The 23269-nt window shown below is 43.9% G+C and carries 16 protein-coding genes; 13 read left to right on the top strand and 3 right to left on the bottom strand.

The window, feature by feature from the left end:
- Positions 1–15 precede the first annotated feature (15 nt).
- From CKQ84_RS18240 to CKQ84_RS18270, 6 genes are all read left to right on the top strand, one after another.
- On the top strand, positions 16–675 hold the full coding sequence (locus CKQ84_RS18240; RefSeq protein ID WP_028760171.1) for a response regulator transcription factor: 660 nt from the start codon (positions 16–18) through the stop codon (positions 673–675).
- A gap of 84 nt (positions 676–759) precedes the next feature.
- Entirely contained in the window at positions 760–2157 is a 1398-nt protein-coding gene (locus CKQ84_RS18245; protein ID WP_105252288.1) for an ATP-binding protein, read from the top strand.
- 490 nt (positions 2158–2647) lie between these two features.
- The gene (locus CKQ84_RS18255) at positions 2648–4276 is read left to right on the top strand and encodes a glucan biosynthesis protein G (protein ID WP_049821716.1); all 1629 of its coding nucleotides are present in this window, start codon (positions 2648–2650) and stop codon (positions 4274–4276) included.
- Between the two features lie 23 nt (positions 4277–4299).
- Complete coding sequence (gene mdoH, locus CKQ84_RS18260) at positions 4300–6483, top strand: glucans biosynthesis glucosyltransferase MdoH (RefSeq protein ID WP_105252289.1); 2184 nt, start codon at positions 4300–4302, stop codon at positions 6481–6483.
- Between the two features lie 198 nt (positions 6484–6681).
- A complete protein-coding gene (locus CKQ84_RS18265; RefSeq protein WP_254053123.1) occupies positions 6682–8286 on the top strand; it encodes a murein L,D-transpeptidase in 1605 nt (534 codons plus the stop codon).
- 154 nt (positions 8287–8440) lie between these two features.
- The gene (locus CKQ84_RS18270) at positions 8441–8989 is read left to right on the top strand and encodes a DUF882 domain-containing protein (protein WP_105252290.1); all 549 of its coding nucleotides are present in this window, start codon (positions 8441–8443) and stop codon (positions 8987–8989) included.
- Here the strand turns inward: CKQ84_RS18270 and CKQ84_RS18275 are convergent.
- Positions 8940–9371 carry a hypothetical protein gene (locus CKQ84_RS18275; RefSeq protein ID WP_028760164.1) on the bottom strand — a complete coding sequence of 144 codons (432 nt, stop codon included), beginning with the start codon at positions 9369–9371 and terminating at the stop codon, positions 8940–8942. The two genes, CKQ84_RS18270 and CKQ84_RS18275, sit on opposite strands and share 50 nt — an antisense overlap.
- Positions 9372–9674: 303 nt before the next feature.
- On the opposite strand from CKQ84_RS18275, the gene rplY reads away from it, so the two are divergent.
- Positions 9675–9962, top strand: coding sequence for a 50S ribosomal protein L25 (rplY, locus tag CKQ84_RS18285; protein ID WP_028760163.1), 288 nt, complete (start codon positions 9675–9677; stop codon positions 9960–9962).
- Positions 9963–10153: 191 nt separating this feature from the next.
- On the opposite strand, the gene CKQ84_RS18290 is transcribed toward rplY, so the two are convergent.
- Positions 10154–14134: a translocation/assembly module TamB domain-containing protein gene (locus tag CKQ84_RS18290; protein WP_105252291.1), complete on the bottom strand. Its 3981-nt coding sequence runs from the start codon at positions 14132–14134 to the stop codon at positions 10154–10156.
- A complete protein-coding gene (locus CKQ84_RS18295; RefSeq protein ID WP_105253111.1) occupies positions 14131–15981 on the bottom strand; it encodes an autotransporter assembly complex family protein in 1851 nt (616 codons plus the stop codon). The genes CKQ84_RS18290 and CKQ84_RS18295 overlap by 4 nt, the downstream gene beginning before the upstream one ends.
- A gap of 120 nt (positions 15982–16101) precedes the next feature.
- Between CKQ84_RS18295 and CKQ84_RS18300 the strand changes: the two genes are divergently transcribed.
- The 6 genes from CKQ84_RS18300 (at position 16102) to CKQ84_RS24210 (ending at position 23201) form a co-directional block, all read left to right on the top strand.
- Positions 16102–17133 (top strand): isoaspartyl peptidase/L-asparaginase family protein, encoded by a 1032-nt coding sequence (locus CKQ84_RS18300; RefSeq protein WP_105252292.1) that lies wholly within the window; start codon positions 16102–16104, stop codon positions 17131–17133.
- A 386-nt stretch (positions 17134–17519) separates the two neighbouring features.
- Positions 17520–18524, top strand: a complete 1005-nt coding sequence (locus CKQ84_RS18305) for an isopenicillin N synthase family oxygenase (RefSeq protein ID WP_028760159.1) — start codon at positions 17520–17522, stop codon at positions 18522–18524.
- Between the two features lie 18 nt (positions 18525–18542).
- A complete protein-coding gene (locus CKQ84_RS18310; RefSeq protein WP_105252293.1) occupies positions 18543–19703 on the top strand; it encodes a PLP-dependent aspartate aminotransferase family protein in 1161 nt (386 codons plus the stop codon).
- A gap of 659 nt (positions 19704–20362) precedes the next feature.
- Complete coding sequence (locus tag CKQ84_RS18320) at positions 20363–21844, top strand: TrkH family potassium uptake protein (RefSeq protein WP_105252295.1); 1482 nt, start codon at positions 20363–20365, stop codon at positions 21842–21844.
- Between the two features lie 52 nt (positions 21845–21896).
- On the top strand, positions 21897–22895 hold the full coding sequence (locus tag CKQ84_RS18325; RefSeq protein WP_105252296.1) for an FAD:protein FMN transferase: 999 nt from the start codon (positions 21897–21899) through the stop codon (positions 22893–22895).
- Positions 22896–23120: 225 nt separating this feature from the next.
- Positions 23121–23201: a potassium-transporting ATPase subunit F gene (locus tag CKQ84_RS24210; protein ID WP_105252297.1), complete on the top strand. Its 81-nt coding sequence runs from the start codon at positions 23121–23123 to the stop codon at positions 23199–23201.
- Positions 23202–23269: the final 68 nt, after the last annotated feature.

Genomic DNA, 23269 nt, shown 5'->3' on the forward strand with positions numbered 1-23269 from the left:
AGTTAAGGACATTGAATGCGTATTATGTTGGTTGAAGACAATGAGTTATTAGCCCAAGGGATTTGCTTGAGTTTGGCAAAGCTGGGCATGCAAGTTGATCACCTTAATAGTTATCAGCAAGCCTTGCTGGGGGTTAAAAATGAAAGCTTCAGTGCCATAGTGCTCGATCTGGGATTGCCTGACGGTAATGGTAAAGAGTTGCTTAAAGCTTGGCGTCAGCAGGGCGTGTCAATTCCCACAATAGTCCTGACCGCGAATACGGATTTTGACACTAAGCTCGAATGTTTAGACATGGGCGCCGATGATTATCTCGGTAAACCTTTTGATGTGCGTGAATTAGCCGCGCGTATTCGTGCTATCGTCAGGCGTCAGTATGGGCTCGATCACAACAGTTTGATTATTGGTGCTTTGTGTATCGATTTAAATACCCGTGAAGTGACCTTTCGCGATCAAAATGTGCTGCTTTCACGGCGTGAATTTCAATTACTGCTCGAACTCGCTCAGTCGGCAGGGCGTGTATTGACCCGCAGCCAGTTAGAACAGTTAACCTATGGCTGGGATGAGGTCGGCAGTAATTCAATAGAAGTGCATATCCACCATCTGCGCAAAAAACTTGCCAATGAATTAATCAAAACCGTGCGTGGAATTGGCTATACCTTGATTGAAATAAATTAATTTGAAGAGTTAAGTGACAAGCTCCACGTTTGTGGGTACTGATAATGCAGTGATGACTTGAAGCATAGTCGTTAGGAAAAAGAAGTGATTCGATTAAAGGGGCTAGATGTGTATTCACTGCGTTTGGTACTGACATTATTAATTTTGTCAGGTATTTCAGTATCCGTCGCTGTATCTAGCTGGTTGAGTACTCGGGATTCTAAGCATCAAATCGAAGAACTCTTCGATGCGCAAATGCTCCAAACCGCTAAAATGTTGGAGTTGTTCTATCATACTGAGCCCAATGCAACAGCTCAGGATCTCGTCATACCCCAAGTGCTCCACGTTCCCGATAGCCAGATCAGTTCCTTTGCCGAAAAGGCCGATGCGCTGAAACTGGCCTATGAGCATAAATTGGCGTTTCAAATCTGGAGTGAGGCGGGGGAAGCCTTAGTTTTATCGGATAATATTGGTCATCAACCTATCAGTCGATTCGTACAGGGCTATCATAAGAAAGTGTTCGAAGGAGAACTCTGGCATGTGTTCAGTTTTTTTTCGGTTAAAAATCATGTTTGGATTGTCACTGCTCAACAGGATGAAGTACGCCAAGAGCTCGTATCGCAAATCATGCATAACGCCGTGATCGTGCCTTTAATGGTAGTGCCTTTAACATTAATTATTGTTAGCTTCTTGTTTTATCTCTTGTTTCGGCCATTAAAAACCTTTGAAAGAGAATTAATTGGACGTGCGCCCAACGATTTGACCCCGTTGACTATGTCATTGCCTAAAGAATTAGTCCCTGTTCGGCGCGCATTGAACTTATATATCAATAGTATCGCGCGATTTATCGCCCGTGAGCGTCGTTTTAGCGCCGATGCGGCCCATGAGCTTAAAACGCCATTATCTGTGATTAAATTACATCAACATGGCTTAGAGAGTCTGATTGATGATGATCCGCAGCAGAAATTCCATTTAGCTGCGATAGATGCTGGCGTAGTGCACATGAGTCATACCGTTGAACAATTACTCGTATTAGCAAGGGTGGACTCGATTAATGAGCTTAATGTGTCATCCCACGCCATTTTGCCTATGGTCGAAGATGCGCTTAATCAATTAATGCCACAAATCACAGATTATGAATGGAATATCGATATCGGATCCAATCTAACGGTGACCTGTGATCGTTTTTATTTGTTACTTGTACTGAAGAATATTATCGAAAATGCCTGTAAATACAGCCCACAGGAATCGGAGATTTCAGTGTCGGCCCATGCTTTGGATGATGAAATCAGTATTTGTGTCGCGGATCGAGGCCAAGGCATGACAGAGCCGCAGATTGCCAATGCGACAGAACGTTTTTATCGTGTGAATGAAAATGAAGGCATAGGAGCGGGATTAGGTTTGTCTATCTGTTATCACATCATAGAATTGCACCAAGGTCGTTTAGTGATTGCGCCTAGGGATCAAGGTGGATTATCTGTGACACTTTTTCTGCCAAAATAGTTCAGGCAATGAAATGTTAAAATAGATCCGCAGTTTCAGTGACATCAGCTCAGTTGTTTTGATACATTTAAGCGGGTAAAATTTTGAATTTTCCTGCTGTCTTAGTGTTAATCCTTAGGCTTACCAACGGATTGATTCGCTTATTGTGATATTTCATCTATGATCATCAACACTTAGTTGAGGTGTAAAAAGGCTCATTTTACTTTCAATAATGTAGCATTTGGATCACTTAATTTGTTTTTGTAACTTTGAAAACAGAAATAAGCATGATAATGTTATTTTAATATTCATTTTTGGTATAAGCTTATTCTCAAATAGTATTGTGTAGAAGGGGTTAACTGCATCTTTATTTATGAGTTTTTTTCTCCTTCTGATATCTTTCGCGATATGTAAGCAACTGTTTTTTTTCATCCCTAAATCAGAGTGAAAAAAATTCACTGTATACATAAAAAACATTGATTTCTTAGTTTATTTTTTAGGTTACCTATCTATGGTTAGCTTGTTGCGTTGCCCATCGTCCAAACCTTATTCGTCACTCATATGTTCACTGACGCTAGGCGCTGTAGTCGCCCTGTCTGGTGTCGCGTACGCTGAAGAGACAAAACCCGCCGAGGCAGTTCCTGTGGTTACTCCACCGAAAGTGATTTCTCAGCCCAGTACAAAAAATCAAATCAGATTCACTAAGACAGGCGCTTTTGATAGCGAAACTGTCGTGAAGATTGCAAAACGTTTGGCAGCGAAACCTTATGTGACCCTCAAAGATCCTTTGCCAGCTGGCCTTGCTAAACTGTCATACGATGAGTACAGAGATATTCGTTTTAACCCGACTGCGTCTATTTGGCGTGATCAGGGCGTGCCATTTCAAATGCAAATGTTCCACCGTGGTTTCTATTTTCAAGATCTGATCGAGATTGCGATTGTAGAAGGTCAGAATGCAACGCACTTAGCCTATGAGCCTAAATATTTCACCGCGGGTGAAGTGATTACTCAAGCGTTACCAAATGATGACATTGGCTACTCAGGATTCCGTATTCATAACCAACTGAATACGAACGGTGTATTTGACGAGCTTATGGTATTCCAAGGTGCGAGTTATTTCCGCGCTTTAGGTAAAGGTAACGCCTATGGCTTATCTTCCCGTGGTTTGGCGTTAAAAACGGCTGATGCTGAAGGGGAAGAATTCCCGATATTTCGCGCCTTCTGGGTTGAGCGTCCACACAATGACAGCAACTTGATTGTCGTGCATGCCTTGTTAGATAGCCCAAGCGTAGCAGGTGCCTATACTTTCTCTGTCCGTCCCGGTGATAACACCTTGATTGACGTTGAAGCGACACTGTTTCCTCGTGTTGAGCTGAGCAAAGTCGGTTTAGCACCAAGCACTAGCATGTTCTTACATTCACTCAATGGTCGTCACGACACCGATGATTTTAGACCTGAAGTACATGATTCTGATGGTTTATTGATGTTAAATGGTCGTGGTGAGCATTTATGGCGCCCATTGGCTAATCCACGTCAGTTACAAGTCAGTGCGTTTTCTGACAACTCGCCTCAGGGATTTGGTCTGATCCAACGTGAGCGTGACTATGCGTCATATCAAGATTTAGAAGCCCATTACGAACGTCGCCCAAGCCTATGGATTGAGCCTGTGGGTAATTGGGGGCAAGGTTCAGTGGTGTTGACTGAAATTCCGACAGAGTCTGAAATTCATGACAACATTGTTAGTTATTGGAAACCACGTCAGCCTATTCCTGCTGGCGGTGAATTTCATTTTGCCTATCGCATGAGTTGGGGTGAAGAACCTGCTGCGAAAGTCGGTGCCGTACATATTTCTCGCTCTGCCAGTGGTCGTGCCGATATTGCTAAGGCGACTCCAAGACGTTTATTTGTGGTCGACTATCAAGTTGAAGGTCCGATGACAGATGAAATGCCAGTCGCTAAAGTTGAAGCTTCTGGTGGTGTGGTCACGAATGTGGTGATTGCCCGTAATGCCGCTAAAAATGGCTATCGCTTAGCTTTTGAATTAGAGCCAGAAGATAAAGATCTTATCGAACTGCGCGCTGAACTTAAGTTCCCAACTCCTCGTCAGGTTGAAACCTGGCTCTATCGCTGGACGCTGTAAGGTTCATGACGGAGCAACATGATATGACTGTATCCGATAACTCGGTACTCGAGACGGAAGTCCTCGTGGGTGGTAGTGCTATGCCAAATGAACGGCCTGGCGCTATGGAACCCCAAAATTTAAGTAAGATGCCAGAGGGATTCCCTCGCCGTAGCACTGTGGCTGATGGGGTACGCTCGCGTACCTACCGTCGTGTGTTTGTGGTGGGTGGGGCTTTATTATTATCTTTGTTTGCTATCTATGAAATGGGGGCGGTATTTAGCATTGGCGGAATTACTCCTCTGGAATATTTAGTGCTAGTGCTGTTTGCGGTTAACTTCTGCTGGATTGCTTTGGCGTTTTGTAGCGGTATTGCAGGTTTTTTAATTTTACTGCGAAAACCGCGGGCAAAAGATTTGCAAGTGACTGAACTGCATACGCGAACCGCGATTTTGATGCCGACCTATAACGAATCTCCTGATAGGGTATTCTCGGCGGTTTCAGTGATGGCTGAAACCTTGTCGCAAACGGGTCATGGTCATGCTTTTGATTGGTTTATCTTAAGTGATACTACCGATCCCGATATTGCTTTGCTCGAAGAGCAGGCGTTTCTGGTGTTACGTCAAGAAACCCATAAGCATTCGCGGGTGTATTACCGTCGCCGTCGTAAAAACGTCGCCCGTAAAGCGGGTAACGTAGCCGATTTTTGCCGTCGTTGGGGGTCGCGTTATGATCACTTGTTAGTGCTTGATGCCGACAGTTTGATGGAGTCTTCAACCATCACTGGCTTAGCTCAGCGCATGCAGGCCGATCCTGATGCGGGTTTGATCCAAACGATTCCGTCGTTGATCAATGGCACCACTTTAATGGCCCGTTTACAGCAATTTGCGGCGCGTATTTATGGTCCGGTAATTGGTACCGGGTTAGGCTGGTGGGTACAAAAAGAAGGTAACTTCTGGGGCCACAACGCCATAATCCGCACCGAAGCCTTTATGACCGCGGCCGGATTACCCAACCTTAAGGGTAAGCCACCTTTTGGTGGTCATATCATGAGCCATGACTTTGTTGAAGCTGCGCTGATCCGCCGTGCGGGCTGGAGTGTGGTCATTGCCTATGACTTACCGGGTTCATACGAAGAATGTCCACCGTCGATTATCGACTTAGCCGTGCGTGATCGTCGCTGGTGCCAAGGTAACTTGCAGCATTCGCGTATTTTGCCGACTAAAGGTTTGCACTGGGTAAGCCGTTTACACTTACTGACGGGTATCATGGCTTATTTGTCATCTCCTTTCTGGCTGATGTTGATTTTGACCGGTTTGATGTTGGCTTTGCAGGCACACTTTATTCGACCTGAATATTTCACCGATCAATTTTCACTGTTCCCGACTTGGCCCATCATGGACTCGGATAGGGCATTAAGATTGTTCTACATTACTATGGGGGTTTTGTTTGGCCCTAAAGTATTTGGTGTCTTGTTGCTGCTTAAAGACGGTGAGTTTGCTCGCAGTGTTGGTGGTCGAATTAAAGCGATATTCAGTGTGATCTTTGAGGTCATACTTTCTGCGCTGATTGCACCTATCATGATGTTTATCCATTGTGGTGCTGTGATGTCAATTCTGATGGGGCGGGACAGTGGTTGGTCGCCGCAACGTCGTGATGACGGCAGTATGCCTTGGATGACGTTAATTTATCGTCACCGTTGGCATATGCTGGCAGGTGTGATGTTAGGTTATGCGGCTATTTTGGATTCTTTGACTTTGTTAGCTTGGATGAGTCCGGCGTTGATCGGTCTGTGGATTGCTGTGCCTATTTCGGCATGGACAGGTTCAGTCAAAATTGGCGAAGTGTTCAAGCGTGCCGGTATTCTTGCAACACCAGAAGAACGTAACCCTGCGCAAATTTGTCTGCAAGCGCAAGAAGCGCGCGCCGCTTACCAAAGACACATTGCTGAGCCTTGGACGTTAGCACAGGTACTTAAAGACCCTGCGTTGATGGAATTGCATTTAGCCATGGTGGATAAACAGCCTTTGCGTGCTGCGGGTACACCAATTGAAGCGATGGAAGCCATAGTGCATGTGAAGGTGCATGAAGCTCGTTGTCAACAGAGCGCATTAGCTTTACTCAATCGTCAAGAAATGGCGATGGTGTTGGCAAATCCTTTGATGTTACGTAGCCTACAGAAATTACCAGAGCAATTTGTCGAAGAAGATCTCGTGTCTTTTTGCTAACGAGCACTTGCTCAGCATATTTATGCGAGTTTGTTTGATATCAATGCCACTGACGACCTCAGTGGCATTTTTCTTTTCATTATCTGGAGTTAACCTCTAGTAATTAATTGATCTCCATGGAATAGTCATATAACAGTGTTGTTAACTGATATAACCGCTGGCTCTCAGGTGACCTTAAAAATAGCTAAGGGAGTATTTATGATATTGAAAAAGATCATTCGCTATTTGCCCCCATCCATGCGTGTAACGCTAAACGTGAGAGAACTCAAATTGATAGAGCAGGAGTTCCACATCGCGAACTTGAAAGCATTGCAGATTAACCCGATGCCGACGAGGCGTAATCTAGCGCAACTATTACTCAGCCTTTTTTTCTGTATTCCAATAATTTTAGTGCCAAAGGTAGGTGCAGCTGATGGCGCTCAATCCTTAACATCAAATTCGAGTATTGCTGCGCAGCCAAATCTTGAGGGTAAAGCTGAAGATCTTACTGCTGTGCTGCCGCTTGCGGCCTTAGTGCCACAGGTGTTGCTATTGGATCTCGCAGGCGTTAATCTAGTATTTGGCCAGCATTATCGTGACTTAACACTTTCTCCTAATACCTTATCTACTGCTGATTTAGTACGAATCCAAGCTGATGTTACTGGTTACTGGCATTATGTGATGACATCCGCAGAATGTAACAACGCTGTCTCCCCAGAGACGGTTTCATCCGTTATTCCAGAGGATCCCCAATATCAAAAGGTGCTTAAGCAAATCGCCCATTTAGTGCAATTGGACACAATTGAACCATGGGAAACTTTAGTGCTAGATGAAAAGCTAACCTTAGGAATGAGTCATCAGATCGTTGATACCATAGCAAAGCGTGTGTGGATATTGGGAGACTTAGCCACTGAGCCTAGAGTGAATCAAGTTTATACCGAAGAACTTATGATTGGCATTAAGCGCTTTCAGCAAAAGCATGGGTTAAAACAGGACGGGGTGATAGGTAAGCAGACCTTATTTTGGCTGAACCAATCGCCAAGGGCTAGGGCGGTACTATTAGCTAAAAACACTATTCGACAAAGAGTGTTTGAACGTAAATTAGAGCCGAGTTATTTGCTGATTAATGTGCCCGCTTTTGAGATGACGTTGGTCGATAATGGTACGCCAGTGTTAAGTTCCAAGGTTATTGTGGGTAAATCTTCTCGGCAAACACCGATTTTGGACAGTCAGATTTCTAGCGTGGTGCTTAACCCTAGTTGGCGAGTGCCTAGCAGCATTTTACGGCGGGACATTCTGCCGCAAATTCAGCGAAATGGTCATTATCTTAATGAACGTCAATTTGATGTATACGATTATAACGGTCAACAGGTGCAACGCATGCCAGAGGAATGGCAGGCCTTAGCCAGCGCTTCGTTTCCCTATCAGCTTGTACAACGCCCTGGGGCGAAGAATGCATTAGGTAAATATAAGTTTCACTTTGATAACAGTTTCAGTGTCTATTTACATGGAACTTCTGAGCCAAGTCTCTTTAAAAAGGACGATAGGGCACTATCATCTGGGTGTATTCGTATTGAAAAAGCCACTGAATTAGCCCAGTGGTTTAAAGAGCATTTAGTAAAAGACAAACGTTTATGGGACAAGTTAGCCCCTGGTATTACTGAACCTCAGTGGTTTTCACTTTCCGAAAAGTTGCCAGTGCATCTGGTTTACTGGACTGCATGGTTAGACGATAGTGGGCAGGATCAATACCGTCGCGACATTTATGATTTGGAACCTGAGCTGACGAATGCTGTGCCTGCCACGGTTTTGGAACAACATTAACGTTTTTGTGCTGTAAAGTTGAGCAAGATAAGCATCTGAACTCGCTTGGCATTTTGAAATCCTACTCAGAATGGGGTTGGCAAAACTTGATCTTAGGGCTTATTCAGTATAATTTGCCTTACTAGTGACCAAAAAGCATACAAAAGGTGATCATGTGACTTTAATATGTCCTGCCCGTAGGCAGTTATTGTTATGCCTTAGTGGTGTGGCATTATGTTCCTTTATTCCCTCAAAAGCAGTTGCCAGCCGTTCAACCAAAGGGATCCGCGAGTTAAGTTTGTTTAATCGTCATACTGGCGAGCGCGATGATGGTAGTTACTGGGTAGATGGTCATTATCAGAGCAAGGTGTTAGACAATTTTAATCATTTGCTGCGGGATCATCGTCAGAATGTGGCAGCACCTATGGATAAGCGCTTATTTGATTTACTCCACTCGCTCAAAACAACCTTGAATACCAACGATGAAATCCATGTGATTTCCGGTTACCGTTCACCAAAAACCAATGCCATGCTCGTGAGCCACAGTGGCGGAGTTGCTAAGAAGAGTTATCACATGCGCGGCATGGCGATGGACATAGCGATCCCTAGCGTTAAACTAAAAACCCTCAGAGAAGCGGCTTTATCCCTGAAACTCGGTGGTGTGGGTTATTATCCTAATTCTGGTTTTGTGCACGTCGATTGTGGTCCGGTAAGGCACTGGTAGCAATGATCTGTTGTTGGATCTGCTGATAAAAATCTTGTTCCAAAGCTTGCGATTCGATCAAGTAATGTCTGAGCAGCGGGATAAATTGTTGATTGAGTTTGTTCATTTCTCTATGTTGTTGCCAATCACAGATCAATAGGCTGAGACGTTGTGAAAATTGATATTGTCTTTGCCTCTGCGACTCAATATCGACGGACTCAATAATTTGCATAAGTAAGATCAAGCTGCGGTTTTTTTGTTGGGTGCAGGCAAGCAATTCTAAGAATTTTAATTCGAGGGTATTTTGCTGATAAGGAACGGTTTCGATAAGAGAGACGAGTTCACGGGCCAGTTGGCATGAAAGTCTATTTTCTTGTTGTAACTGGTATAGCGCATGACGCATTTTTTGACACAGCAGTTATCGAAATTTGCCCGAGCTTAACAGGCTTCTCAATTTCCCAGTGTGATCTAGATCTCGTGTTTTTTGTTTGAGATCAAAGCCTTTTCTCTGCCGTAACAGCCAAGATACAAGTTCCTCAATTTGATAAATAGCGGTCTGTTTTGCTAACGCTGACGCCGATAAATAGAGGGCTTGCGGTATTCTTGTGCGCCTTGGGTATCTATGTTAGTATTCGCGCGCTTTATATGAGCCGTCATTGGTCGAAAATGCCGGCAACTTTTTACTCTAAATTTAAGTGAGAAACACATGTCTTACACTATCCAAGCACAAACCCGCACTGAAATAGGGAAAGGTTCGAGCCGCCGCCTACGCCATGCTGGTAAAGTACCTGCTGTTATTTATGGCCAAGGCAAAGAGCCAGTTTCTATTGTTTTTGATCACAAAGATATCATTAACATTCAAGCTAATGCTGACTTCTACACTTCTACTCTGACTATCGTTGTTGATGGCAAAGAAGTGGGTGTTCGTGCACAAGCTATGCAACGCCACGTGTTCAAGCCAATCATTGAACATGTTGACTTCGTTTACGCTTAATTGTCGTAACTGAAGCAAAAAGCGCCTAAGGGCGCTTTTTTTGTGGCTGATTTTTAGTTGTTTGTATTTATGGGTAGACACTTAGGCTTTACCCAAACAACCTCAACATACTGTAACGCGTATTTTGAGATTGTTTGGCTAGAGTGATTGGATGCTAATTTCTTAGTATCAATATCTTGGTATTCATATGGTTACTTGATATTGAAGTTGTAATAGATATCAAGTGATTGGCCTAAAGTGCCTGACACGGTTTCTAGATAGAGTTGTGAGAGCAAGTAATACCTGACTGTCATTTCGTAACCAGGGTTAAATACACCTACTCCGTATTTCACCATTAAGTTATCGCCGATAAAGCCACTGATCGCCACACGCCCTTCATCATTAGTGTCGAGTTGCACGTTAGAGAAACCAAATTCTTCAATGAGTCCTGTCGCAGTATTCCCTAGGTTGTTAATTGCGCCGCCGCCCACCTGTGAGCCTAAACCGAGTGCCGCGCCCATCATCAGCGAGTTATTTTGCTCATTGTTGGCGCTGTTAAAGCCACTGCCTTTGATAATGTAAGACAAGATTTCGGCTTGCTCTTTGGCTGGATTGGAGAATAAGGTCACCACTGGGCGTGATGGCGTGCCTGTGACGCGTACACCTGCCACTAAGTCTTCAGTCTTAATTTCCCGTATCGCTTCAATATTCAGGTTTGGTAATGACGTTGGCCCTACAAATTGCACTTCACCAGTACGGATTTTTAGGGTTTGGCCCATAAACTTGTAGCTACCTTGATTGACTTTGATATTACCGAAGAGCAAAGGAGGACGGAAAGCTTGCTGCTGTAGCTTTAAGGTCCCTTGGAGTTTACCTTTGAGGCCCATACCATCAATTCTGAGTTCGTTCCCCACACTGATATTCAGATCTGCAACTATGGCGTAGGGGCTAGTTTTAGGCTGAGTGGCGGCAATGGAGTCGTCAAATACCACGTCTTCGGAGGCTGCGACACCGCCTTCCGCTAATGGCACAATTTTAATGTTGCCAGAAGGTACTGCTATTTTTCCTTTTACTGCCAGTTGCTTACTGTTGAAGGTTAAGTTGATCTCGGGGGAGACATCGAGAATAGCCAGTGGCGGCTGGATCACGGCGAGCTTATCGCCTTCGAGGGCTAACTCGCCACTAAATTGACCTTGGGGCCATTGCAGTTGACCATTCACTCTGCCTAAACCATTGCCCATCATCCAGCGTCCCTTAAGCTGCGCTTGTTGACCCGCAAATGACATCGACATGTCAATTTTGTCGATTAATGTTGGGTTTGCTGTTAGGGCTAAGGCGCCCTCAGTTAAGGCCATGCTCCCCGATACTTCGGGCGCATCTAGACTACCCGCAAAGTTAAGTTGACTCGTCAGTAAACCTTGCACTGTATTTAATTGAGGGAAAAACTCTCCAAGTGGCTGCAAGTTGATTTGCTTGATGTTGGCATAACCTGACAGGGTGCGATCAGGTGTGACATTGACGTTAATCTCACTCTGCCAACTGGCCACGCCTTCTGATTCAAAATCTAAAACCGTTGCCAGCCGTTTTGCATCTAAGGTCGCTTTTAATGACAGGTTTTGGTAATTAATGGTGACTTCACGATTTTTATCCCGTTTGAGCATAATGCTGCCGGGAGCAAAATCAAAGTTCACATCGGCAGTAGGCTTACGGCCAGCAGCCCATGCAACATTGGCTAATAGCGATGCAGGGCCGTTCCAACGCATATTCGTTGGTAATATTGGGACAAGTAATTGCCCTGGATTACCTGAGTAGCTCACCTGTGCGCTGCCTTTTTTACCTATTGGTGTATTACTGTTTAGGCAGATACGGCTATTGGGATTCATGAGGCAAAAGGGCGTAATGCTGCCTTGATTCTTGATTTGGTCCCAAGCCAGATTAATGGTGTTATCGAGCTGCCATAGGCCTACGGGCGTGTTGAGATTTAAACGATCAACATCGAGCTGTAGTCGTGACTTCTTCACATCGTATTGGCTGCTCATCGTTGCATCGAGCCCAAGATCGCCCGTGGCGTTGAGAGTGAGTTTTTGAGCGTTAATGGTACCTTTCGCCCCGAGTGTCACTGTATCTAAATTTTGTTCTGCAATCTGTAAGGTTTTTGATTTTAGCGAGATAGCAAACTCATGTTGATCTAGCGGCTTGTAATAGGCCTTTAAATTAGATTCCTGCAGTTTAATGTTTTGATAGTAAAGTTCTGCCAGCTGCGCAGTAAGCTCGACCTGAGGGTGTTTCTCGTCACCAGTGACATTGATCTGCGCCTGTAGTTGGCCGCTGGCCTTAGGTAACCACAGGCCAAAGTCGGGCACTTGTAATTCACCTTGGAGATCCCAGTTGGCATTGGCTTCGCCTTTGAGTGCCAGAGTTGAACCTAATACTTTGGCGTTCAGCCCTTTAGCACTGACATACAGGGAATCATTCACACTGATATCCCCTGTAATATCGAAGGGATAACCTTGTAAAGTGCCAGTGAGCTCAGTATCGCTCAGGGATACTTGCCAACGGGGGTCTGCAAATGAGCCTTTAGTGCGTAATTTTCCTGAAATCAAACTGTCCGGTAAACCCGTTGTACTTTGCGCTGTATCCGTTTGTGGCTGCTGTATTTCTTGTAATTTGACGTCATTGATCCAGAGATTGGCGTTCCAGCTAATGGCTTTTTGATAATCGAGTTCGCCTGTGAGTTTGACCTTACCAATCGCGCCCATTACATCAAGATTATTGATGGTTAACTTAGCATCTTGATGTTGGATGTCAGTGTCTATGTCGAGCACTTTGTGAAATGGTGTGATCAGTTGGCCAGTAAGACTCGCCTCTTGCCGATTGAGGTCGCCTTGGCTATCGAGTGTGGCATCGCTTACCGAGTATTGAGGGGTCTTCAGTGGCCACTGAAGCCGTGTTTGTTCAAGTTTCACCTTGTAGGGCAGGTTAGGGTCTTGCAGTGTTATTTGGCCATCTAGAGCAAAGTCGGCATCGCCCTTGGCGACGGCATTCACCTGAAGTTGCCCTAAACTTTGGCTCAGCTTTAACGTTAATACTTGATGAGTGAGATCTGGCAATTCGACTAGTTGGTTAAGGGTGAGATTTGCCTCTAAATCGAGTGGATAATCTTTATCAAGCGTTAGGCTGCCTGTGATATCGGCGCTGCCATCGGTGTGGCTAATGGCGAGATGGTCTAAGGTCAATTGGTATTCACGGAAATGGCCTTGTAGTTCTGCATGGCTAAAAACATCTTTACGATCGCCGATTTGCAGTGTGGTGTTGTCTAGCGTTAGGGCATTGACCGTCACAGGGAAAGGCATAAATACCTGTGGCAATTGTGCTAAAGCCCATTCAGCCTCTTTTGGTAGCGACGGACTGGCCGATGGTGTCTGTGTTGTTCCCGTGGCTGTGCTGGGATCTGCTGCATTCGTTACCGCTGCCGTGCTAGTTTGTGTTGCTACATCGGTTGATGCAGGGATCAGTATGAATAATCCTTCGCTGGATAGCTGTTTAACCGACAAACCTTCGGCAAACCATTGTGCTTCTGCGTTAAGACGATTAGCGGTAAATTGCATATCATCCACTTGGATATTAACACCATTGAGTTCAGCAGAATCTAAAACAATATCAAAGGGTAATAGGAGCTCGCTGGGTTCTTCATCAAGTGGCGCGACTGGCGCTTCGTTTGAGTCTGCAGAAAGCGCTAGGGTATTAATAGTGACATCGACTTTAGCCGCAGATAAGCTATTCACGCATAAGCGTTTTTGCAGTAAACAGGCGGGCTGCCACAGTAAATGCAGATCCTCAAGTTGCACGTTCATTCCGGCCATAGACCAAGCCGCGTGAGATAGGGCTAAGTCTTTGTTAATGGAACCAGAGGTATAAGTCAGTTCAAGATCGGGTACAAATTGATCGGCTAAACCCACGCTAATGCGCGAGCCAAATTCAGTGCCGAGTAATAGGGCGATTAACACTAAAAGCCCTAATGGCACATAGATAATAATCCGAGTCCAGAGTTTGAACTGCCGCCACAGTCTTTGAATGAATGACACCGATGGGGTGACAGAGGTCACTACGGTTTCAGTGGCTTCGGCTTCAGTGATGGGATTATCAACGATATCTTGTTCGTTTGGCTTATTATGCTCTGGGGGCTGGCTCATAGATCTGTCCCCATGGTTAGGTGAATTCGCCATGATCTTTCAATGGTCTCAGTTTCTTTCAATCCGACCCCTAAATCTAATTTGATTGGACCAATCGGGGAGATCCAATGGATACCGCCACCGACAGATACGACAGGTTCAAATTGATTATTATCGAAGGCGTTACCCGCATCGATAAATGTGCCGACCCGCCAAGTGGGGGTCACATAATATTGATATTCCAAACTACCAACCATTAAATAGCGGCCACCGATAACCTCGCGATTGGTTTTTCCATCGTCAGCAACATAGTCTAAATAGGGGCCGAGTTCTTGATAACCATAACCTCGGACACTCTGATCGCCACCGGCAAAATAGCGTAGTGATGGTGGGATAGAGGCAAGATCATTCTCGTTAGCTAAGTTGGCGGCTAAATCAATACGAGCGACGATTCTGTGGTTATCGAAGAAGGTATCAATCCATTTAAATTTAGCTTGCAAGCGGGCTAGGCGGGTTTCTGATCCTAAATAGGGATCGGCATAGTCTAGGCTGTAAATTTGTCTAAACCCGGATTTAGGATCCAGTGAGTTATCCCCCCGGCTAGTCCGAGAAAAGTTAATTCCTGCCAGATAAAACGACGGCATATAATCGACGTCAGACTGAGTATATTCTTCGCGTATAGCCTCCAACGAATAACTCATTAGCCATTGATTTTCTAGTCTTTGCTGACGTAATAGTCCCAGAAGGTACTTAGTCGACTCGAGCTGGCCTGTGTTACTAAAATCACGATTCTCGGCGTCATATACTTGAGTCACACCGTATTTGTCCCGCAGCAAACCGAGGCGGATCTTCAATTGATCGTCTAAGGGATGTGTGAGCGGAATCGTATAAGTGGTTAATAACTTTGGTCTATCGGGCGACCATTCGAGACTGGTTTCTTGGGAATGCCCGTATTTATTGATTTGTGGTGTACGCCAAGTCACGCGCACCCTCGGATCAAAGGCTTGATCTGTTTTGCCAATATCACCACCAAAACCGAGTTCAATTGCGTGACTTGCCTTAGGCGTTAATTCGACTCGCATTGGAATATGGTTATTTTCGACGTTATCGATTTGCGGGATCACTTTGATATTGGCGAAATAACCAGTATCTAATAACTGACGATTTAAGGCGCTTACACGGCGAGTTGAGTATGAAGCACCTTCTTTAAAGGGGATAAGATCCTCTAATATATCGGGTTCTAAGCTATGGCCATCGAAACTGACTTGGCCAAATCGGTAACGTTTGCCTGAATCAAAATGCAAACTGACCTGTGCGGTATTAATATCGCGGTTAACTTTAATTTGTGATTCAGTAAATTCACCATCGAAGTAACCTCGTGCCAAGGCTAAGGTGACCAGTTGCGATTTTACGTCGCTGTAAACACCGTGATTTAACACATCGCCGGGTTTAATGTTGACCTTTGCGAGCCATTGATCGAAGGCTCGGTCATCAAGCATTTCACCACTAAAATTAATATCGACCCACTGAACAATGGTTGGCTCACCGGGGCTGATTTCAAGTTTTAATTCCCACGGTCCCTTGTCATGCTCAATCAGCTTTTCTTCTACTTCACCGTGATAGTACCCCATGGATTCTAAGGCGGTGCTGATATTGTCATCGACATTAAACAAAAAGGCACGGCGCTGCACCTCAGATTCAGGTAAAGCGCCTAAGTGAGCAACTATGTTGCTTCGAAGCGCTTCATTCACGCCTGTAACAGATAATTTGATAAAATCATCTGCTGCCGCGACTGATGTGACTGAAATCAGACTCAGAAACAAGCAAAGACGAATGTAATGTGAGGTGATTTGCAAAAATGGCTGCACTTTATAGTCCCTGTGATTTGGCATCATTGTCGCCAGAATAAAACCAACAGGCAAGGAGATGATTGAAATTACACGATGAAATGGTTACAAAGGACGCTACTTTTTAAGGGGATGTAAAGAATGAAAACAAAATTAGCCACCTTTAGTTTAATTATTTCGGGCCTACTTTTTATGTCGCATAACACCTTTGCCAATGATAAACCGTTCGCCATTGCGATCCATGGCGGTGCGGGGACGATTTCTAAAGCTAATCTCACCCCTGAACAACGCCAAGCCTACAAAGATAAGTTAAAGGAAGCGGTCGATAAAGGCTCAAAAGTCTTAGAGGAGGGCGGTGACAGCTTAGTGGCAGTACAAACCGCAATTAATATCCTTGAAAATAGCGCTCTGTTTAATGCAGGTATAGGCGCGGTTTTCACCTATGACGGCGGACATGAATTAGATGCCTCCATTATGGATGGCAAAACCATGAATGCCGGTGCTGTTGCTGGAGTGCGTCATATTGCCAATCCAATTGACTTAGCCTTGGCCGTGATGAATAAATCTGAGCACGTGATGCTCTCGGGCGCAGGAGCGGAAGAATTTGCACTGACTCAAGGCTTTACTTTAGTGCCAAATCATCATTTTGATACTGACGAGCGTTATCAGCAATTACTCGATGCACGGCAAAAACTGCAAGCTGCGGCTAAATCTGAACAAGTTGCTAATGTTGAGATGAAGGACCTCGATTACAAATTTGGTACCGTTGGTGCTGTCGCCTTAGATAAAAAGGGTAACTTAGCTGCAGGTACATCGACCGGTGGTATGACGGCAAAACGCTTTGGTCGTATCGGTGACTCTCCTGTCATCGGTGCTGGCACTTATGCTGAAAACGGTGTTTGTGCCGTATCGGCAACGGGTCATGGTGAATTCTTTATCCGTTACCTCGTCGCGGGGGATATTTGTGCCAAGGTGAAATATCAGCAAAAATCCATCATTCAGGCTGCAGATGAAGTTATTAATCAACGTCTTATCACTGCTGGCGGTTCAGGTGGTGTGATTGCAGTCGATCAGCGTGGCAATATTGCTACGCCATTTAATACCGAAGGTATGTACCGCGCCACCCGTAGTAATGGTGAGCCAGCCCAAGTGCTGATTTGGCATGATCAATAATGTCATTTGTAGAAGCATCTAGGTTTATAACTGACATGACTTAGAAACGTTAAAACTTCGAAACCTTAAAAAGCGAGTGCCGCAAAAGTGGGCTCGCTTTTATTTTTATATCTTAATTTTACTAATATCTTGAAAAGTAACCAGATAAATATCATTAAGCAGTATGGCTTATGATGTTTATCTGAGTGGTGCGGTTTGAGTTGGCCTAATAATTACCGCTGTTTAACCTTTAAAATTCAAATCTAGCAGTATAGAAGCCTAGATGTCCATATATCTAAATGATCTATTATTACTGCTTAATATATCAAATAGTTATTAATTCATTATCCATCGACCCATAAAGGCATAGAATCCGGCTCAGATAATGCATTAAATGGGAGTCATTGATGGAACAATTACCGATATTGAATTTAAGTGATTGGCATGCCGGTGGACAACGTCGTAACGCTTTTATTACTAAGCTTGCCGATGCTGCCAGAAGAATAGGGTTTTTCTATCTCACAGGCCACGGCATTGAGCTTGCTAGACAGCAGCAAGTACTTCAGTTAGCGGCAGATTTCTTTGCGCTGCCCGTCGTAGATAAACTTGCGGTGAAAATGGCTAATACACCGCATTTTCGCGGTTATACCCGTTTGCAAGGTGAATTGACCTTAGGGAAACCGGACTTGCGGGAACAGTTTGATATCATGCAAGAAGAAGTGGCTAACCCTCAGCAGTCTGATATGCCTATATGGTGGCAGCTACAGGGGCCTAATCAATGGCCGTCACAATTACCACAGATGAAATCGACTTTATTGGCATGGCAACAGGATTTAGCCGATACCAGTGTCACACTATTGAGGGCTTTAGCTGTTGCGCTAGAGCAGCCAGAAAGCGCCTTTGATGCCACGATCGAAGCGGGTCCTTATCAGCATATGAAGCTTATTCGCTATCCCAGCGCGGATGGACAGACTTCAGGCCAAGGCGTAGGGGCACACAAAGATCCTGGCTATTTGACCTTAGTGCTGCAAGATAAGCAATCCGGTTTAGAGGTTCAGACTGACAACGGTTGGTTAAGCATACCGCCATTAGAAGACGCCTTTGTGGTGAATATAGGTGAATTACTTGAGTTGGCTTCTAATGGGTATTTAAAGGCAACCAACCATAGGGTTACTAGCCCGCCTGCTGGGGTCGAGCGCTACTCGTGTGCCTTTTTTATGGCGGCGCAGTTGAATGCGACAGTTCCTTTGTTACCTTTGCCAAAGCATTTGGCGAACCAAGCTCAAGGACCGGCAAGCGATCCATTAAATCCTCTTTTCCACCAAGTGGGCCAGAACGTATTAAAAGGGCGTTTGCGCTCTCATCCCGACGTTGCTCAAGCACATTACGCCTCATTCGCTCATGCCATTTAATGGTTATTAGGATCTATTATGCAATTTAAAACTAAATTACTTCACACCCATTATGCCGCTGATAACTCGACGGGCGCTCTTACAACTCCTATCTATCAAAGTAGCACCTTCGCCTACGGTAGTGCCGAGGATGGTCGAGCCCGTTTTGCAGGTGAGCAACCGGGCTTTATCTACAGTCGCATGGCGAATCCGACAGTGCAGGCGCTTGAATATCAATTAGCACAACTGGAAGGGGCTGATGAAGCACTCGTTGTTGCGAGTGGGATGGCGGCAATCAGCAGTATTTTCTATGCCTTAGCGAGTCAAGGTGATGAAATCGCATTTATCGACCCCGTATACGGTGGCACTGCGGCATTTTTAATCCAAACGTTAACCCGCGCGGGTATTACTGTGCGCCGTTATCAAGACGATGATCATTTATTGGCAGAGATTACCGCCGAAACAAAAATTATTTTATTTGAGCCCATCACCAATCCGACCTTAAAAGTCAGTGACTACCGTAAGGTTAAGCTTGCCGCCGAAAAAGTGGGCGCTATAACCATTTGTGATAATACGTTTTTAACGCCGTATTTATTCAAACCGCTGGAACATGGCATTGATATTGTGATGCACAGTGCCACTAAGTATTTAAGTGGCCATGGCGATTTAATTGCAGGTGTTGTCGCTGGACCTAAGGCATTAATGCAACCTATTCGCACTATAGCGCTTAAACATATCGGCGCCGCGATTGGGCCACAGGAAGCCTATTTATTACAGCGAGGCTTACGTACATTAGCACTTAGAATGGATGCTCATCTTGCGGGCGCGGCTAAGGTCGCCGCTTTTCTTGCAACCCATCCGAGCGTTGCAAAAGTTTATTACCCAGGGCTAGCAGAGGATCAAGGTCATCAAGTTTTGAGTGAAACCATCAACGCCTTTGGCTGTATGGTGAGTATTGAGCTCGAAGGGGGTTTTAATCGAGCGGCGCAGTTTTTAGATCATTTGAATTTGTTTACCCAAGCGGTCAGTTTAGGCGACTTAGAGAGTCTTGCCTGTCACCCCGCTAGCACTACCCATGCCGCTATGGATGCTGCGAGTCGGCTAGCTTCAGGGGTGAATGACAACCTGATTAGATTGAGCATTGGCGTCGAAGATCCTCAAGATTTGATTGCCGATCTTGAGCAAGCCTTAGCCATTTAAGCATATTGATACTAGCCATCCCCAGTTAAATTGATTGGGGATTTCAAAAGTATAATGTTATTAATTTCGTCTATCTAAAGTTAATTTCCGTATTTTTTTACGTTTTTTTTACGCGTCAGAATTGTTTTCGTCTGTTAAAGTGAAAATCTGTATGACATAACGACTTACATTTTGATGGACAAACTAAGTTTTTTTAAACTCTCTGTTAGGTTGAGCTTTATTTCTGAGTGCCTACTCGCTATTTGCTTGTATTTACCCTCTTGGAGGGTGTCATCTAAAGCATTATTATTGTACTCCAACTCGTTGTCGTTATGATTACACTTCAATGTTGTTTTCAATATACGTATATGGCTGTATTTGTTGAAGCTATTCGTGTTTATTTTTTATTTAATGTTCCTTGTTATTCTCTCCCAATGATAGATGTGGCTGTTTTTATCAATCTAATCACTTTTATTGTCATAGCCATTGTCGCGACGATAAGTCAACTTGCAATCCACCTTAGACGACAACAAAGAGTATTAGGGGACGATCTATTTCCTAACCTAACTCTGTTATCGATTGCATATAATTTTAGAACAGGACGTGAGCGCTTGTATTTTATGATACCTAATAAATTATTCATTAAGTCTTTCACGATAAATATCTAAAGGTGAGTTGGAATGATTGCAGTCAGTGGAATACAGAAATCTAGCTCTCGATTTCATACCATAATTCATTTATGTAGCTTTTTGATTGTCATATATAGCTTCACCATGTTGATGCCTATCACTGTTGCATTATTTTATAAAGATGGATATATCACTCCATTTTTAATCACATTCCTCCTCTCCCTTTTTATTGGTGTGGTCGGTTGGAAGATGACAAGTGAGGAAAATAAAAATCTGCAAAAACGTGATGGCTTCATGGTCGCTTGTTTATTTTGGCTGATATTTTCCTTAATGAGTGCATTACCTTTTCTTCTTGATAGACGATTGGACTTGAGTTTAACCGATGCCATGTTTGAAGGTGTGTCTGGCATTACGACGACTGGAGCCTCGATTTTTTCAGATATTGATGAACTACCCAAATCGATTTTATTTTATCGAGCACAGCTTAATTTCCTCGGTGGGTTAGGGATAATTGTTTTGGCCGTTGCAATTATGCCATTTCTTGGTATCGGTGGCGCAAAATTATATCAATCTGAGATGCCAGGTCCCATGAAAGAGGAAAAGATGACGCCTCGCCTTGCGGATACGGCTCGAAATTTATGGGGGCTTTATAGCGTACTTGCCTTAGGTTGTGCAGTTGCTTATAAACTTGCAGGAATGAATTGGTTTAATGCCATATGTCATAGCCTATCTACCGTTTCATTGGGTGGATTTTCCACACATAGCGACAGCTTAGGATATTACAACAGTGCTGCAATTGAGCTTGTGGGTGGTGTATTTTCAATACTGGCAGCAATCAATTTCGCCTTATACTACATAGTGTTAGTTCGACGAAGCTTCAAGCCTATTTGGTATAATGCGGAGGTTCGATTTTTTATTCTCATATTATCTATCGTTGTTGGGATCGCTTGTTTAGAGCTTAATCGTACTCAAACTTTTGATATTAAAGATTCATTAGTACATGGATTTTTTCAAACGGTTTCAGTTATGACTGACAATGGATTAGCCTCTGCAGGTTATCCTAATTGGCCCAGTCATATTGTGCTTTTATTATTAGGCGCGAGCTTTTTTGGTGGATGCTTTGGTTCTACTTGTGGCGGTATTAAAGCTGTCAGATTTTTACTTTTGTACCGTCAAGGGATACGAGAAATTCATCAATTGGTTCATCCTAATGCCATTCTAACGACAAAGATTAGTGGCCAAGTCGTTTCAGACAGAGTCATTCGTTCAGTATGGGGATTATTTTTCCTGTACATATTTTTTACTTGCGTTTTTGTATGGGGATTGGTTGCCATTGGACATGATTTTACCACCGCCTTTGGAACCGTCGCCGCGTGCATTAATAATATGGGGATTGGTTATGGTGACACTGCACTTGGATTTGGCACGTTAAAAGATGCGGCTAAATGGCTGATGTGTGTCGCTATGCTTTTTGGGCGATTAGAAATATTTCCTGTACTCATTATTTTCTCACGGGCATTCTGGCGATTTTAATTTTAAGTGTATTTTATGGTTGATTTGCCGAATTGACTGGGAGGGTCATTAAATGAAATGGTTATTAACATGTATATTACTCATTATGCTAGTAGGGTGTCAGAAATCGCCAGTTTATACCAAGTTAGAAGGCCTTGCGCAGGGAACGAGTTGGCATGTGACATTTTGGAGTAAAGACAAGATAAATAGTACAGAGATAAACCGCGAGATTGAGCGGCAATTGGCAGAAATAGATCTTCATATGTCTAGTTATCGTTCAGATTCAGTGATTTCTCGTTTTAACAGTATGCACTCTGCTATGGCGGTCGGGGATGATATTTTAGGGCTCATAGGGATAGCCAAGGAGGTCACTTCAAAAACGGAGGGTTGTTATGATTTGACCATTAAACCATTATTCGATTTGTGGGGATTTACCCATAACCAATTAACCATTCCTACAGAAAGTGCACTTCAACAGACATTAACCTATGTAGGCTTGCATCATTTAAGTATTGATAATCAAATGTTAACTAAAGATTTGCCAGAGGTACATCTTGATTTATCTTCGATTGGACAGGGATATAGCGTAGGCAAAGTTGCAGATGTGCTAAAGCGATACAATATCGATAATTATTTGGTAGAGATTGGCGGCGAAATGGTCGTACACGGCAGTAAGCTCGATGGTTCTGCTTGGAGAATCGCGATTGAAAAACCGCTGCCCGAACAGCGAACAATGCAAAAGATTCTGCTTATTGATTACCCTCAAGCGATCATGACATCGGGTACATATCGTCATTATTTTGATCATTTAGGGCAGCGTTATTCACATATTCTTGATGCGCGAACCGGTAAACCCGTAACCCATAACACAGTATCTGTAACTGTATTGGCAACGGATCCGGCTAGAGCTGATGCTTGGTCTACAGCGCTATTATGTTTAGGAAGTCAAGAAGGATTAGTCGTCGCTAATCAGAATGATATAAAAGCATTATTTATTGATGACAATAAAGGTGTACTTAAAGAGATTAAGACTGATAGCTATAATAAAATGAAAAATATAGAGCTTAATTAATCTACAATATCATCGCTTGGTCATGTGTTAATGCCAGTTAGTATTTCTAGCTGGCATTTTTATTTTACATTTTTAGCTAATGCCATGGTTTATTGTGGCCTTATTTACCACTGATTATGATGACTTTTACGTATTCTTTACGGGATTAGTCATTTGAACTCTAGAGACTTTACGCGGTTAATTCATATATTTGTCCTGTTACTCACTTTCTTAAGGACAAATTATATGGACTGGATATTTCTAATACTTTCCATAGCACTTTTCATCTACTTAGCAGTGGCAATGTTTGCCCCTAATAAGTTTTAGGAGTCGTTATGTTTGAAATTACCCTTATTTTTACTACTGCGCTTGGGCTCGCATGGCTGTTGGGATCC

The organism is Shewanella sp. WE21, assembly GCF_002966515.1.
Classification (GTDB): Bacteria; Pseudomonadota; Gammaproteobacteria; order Enterobacterales; family Shewanellaceae; genus Shewanella; species Shewanella oncorhynchi.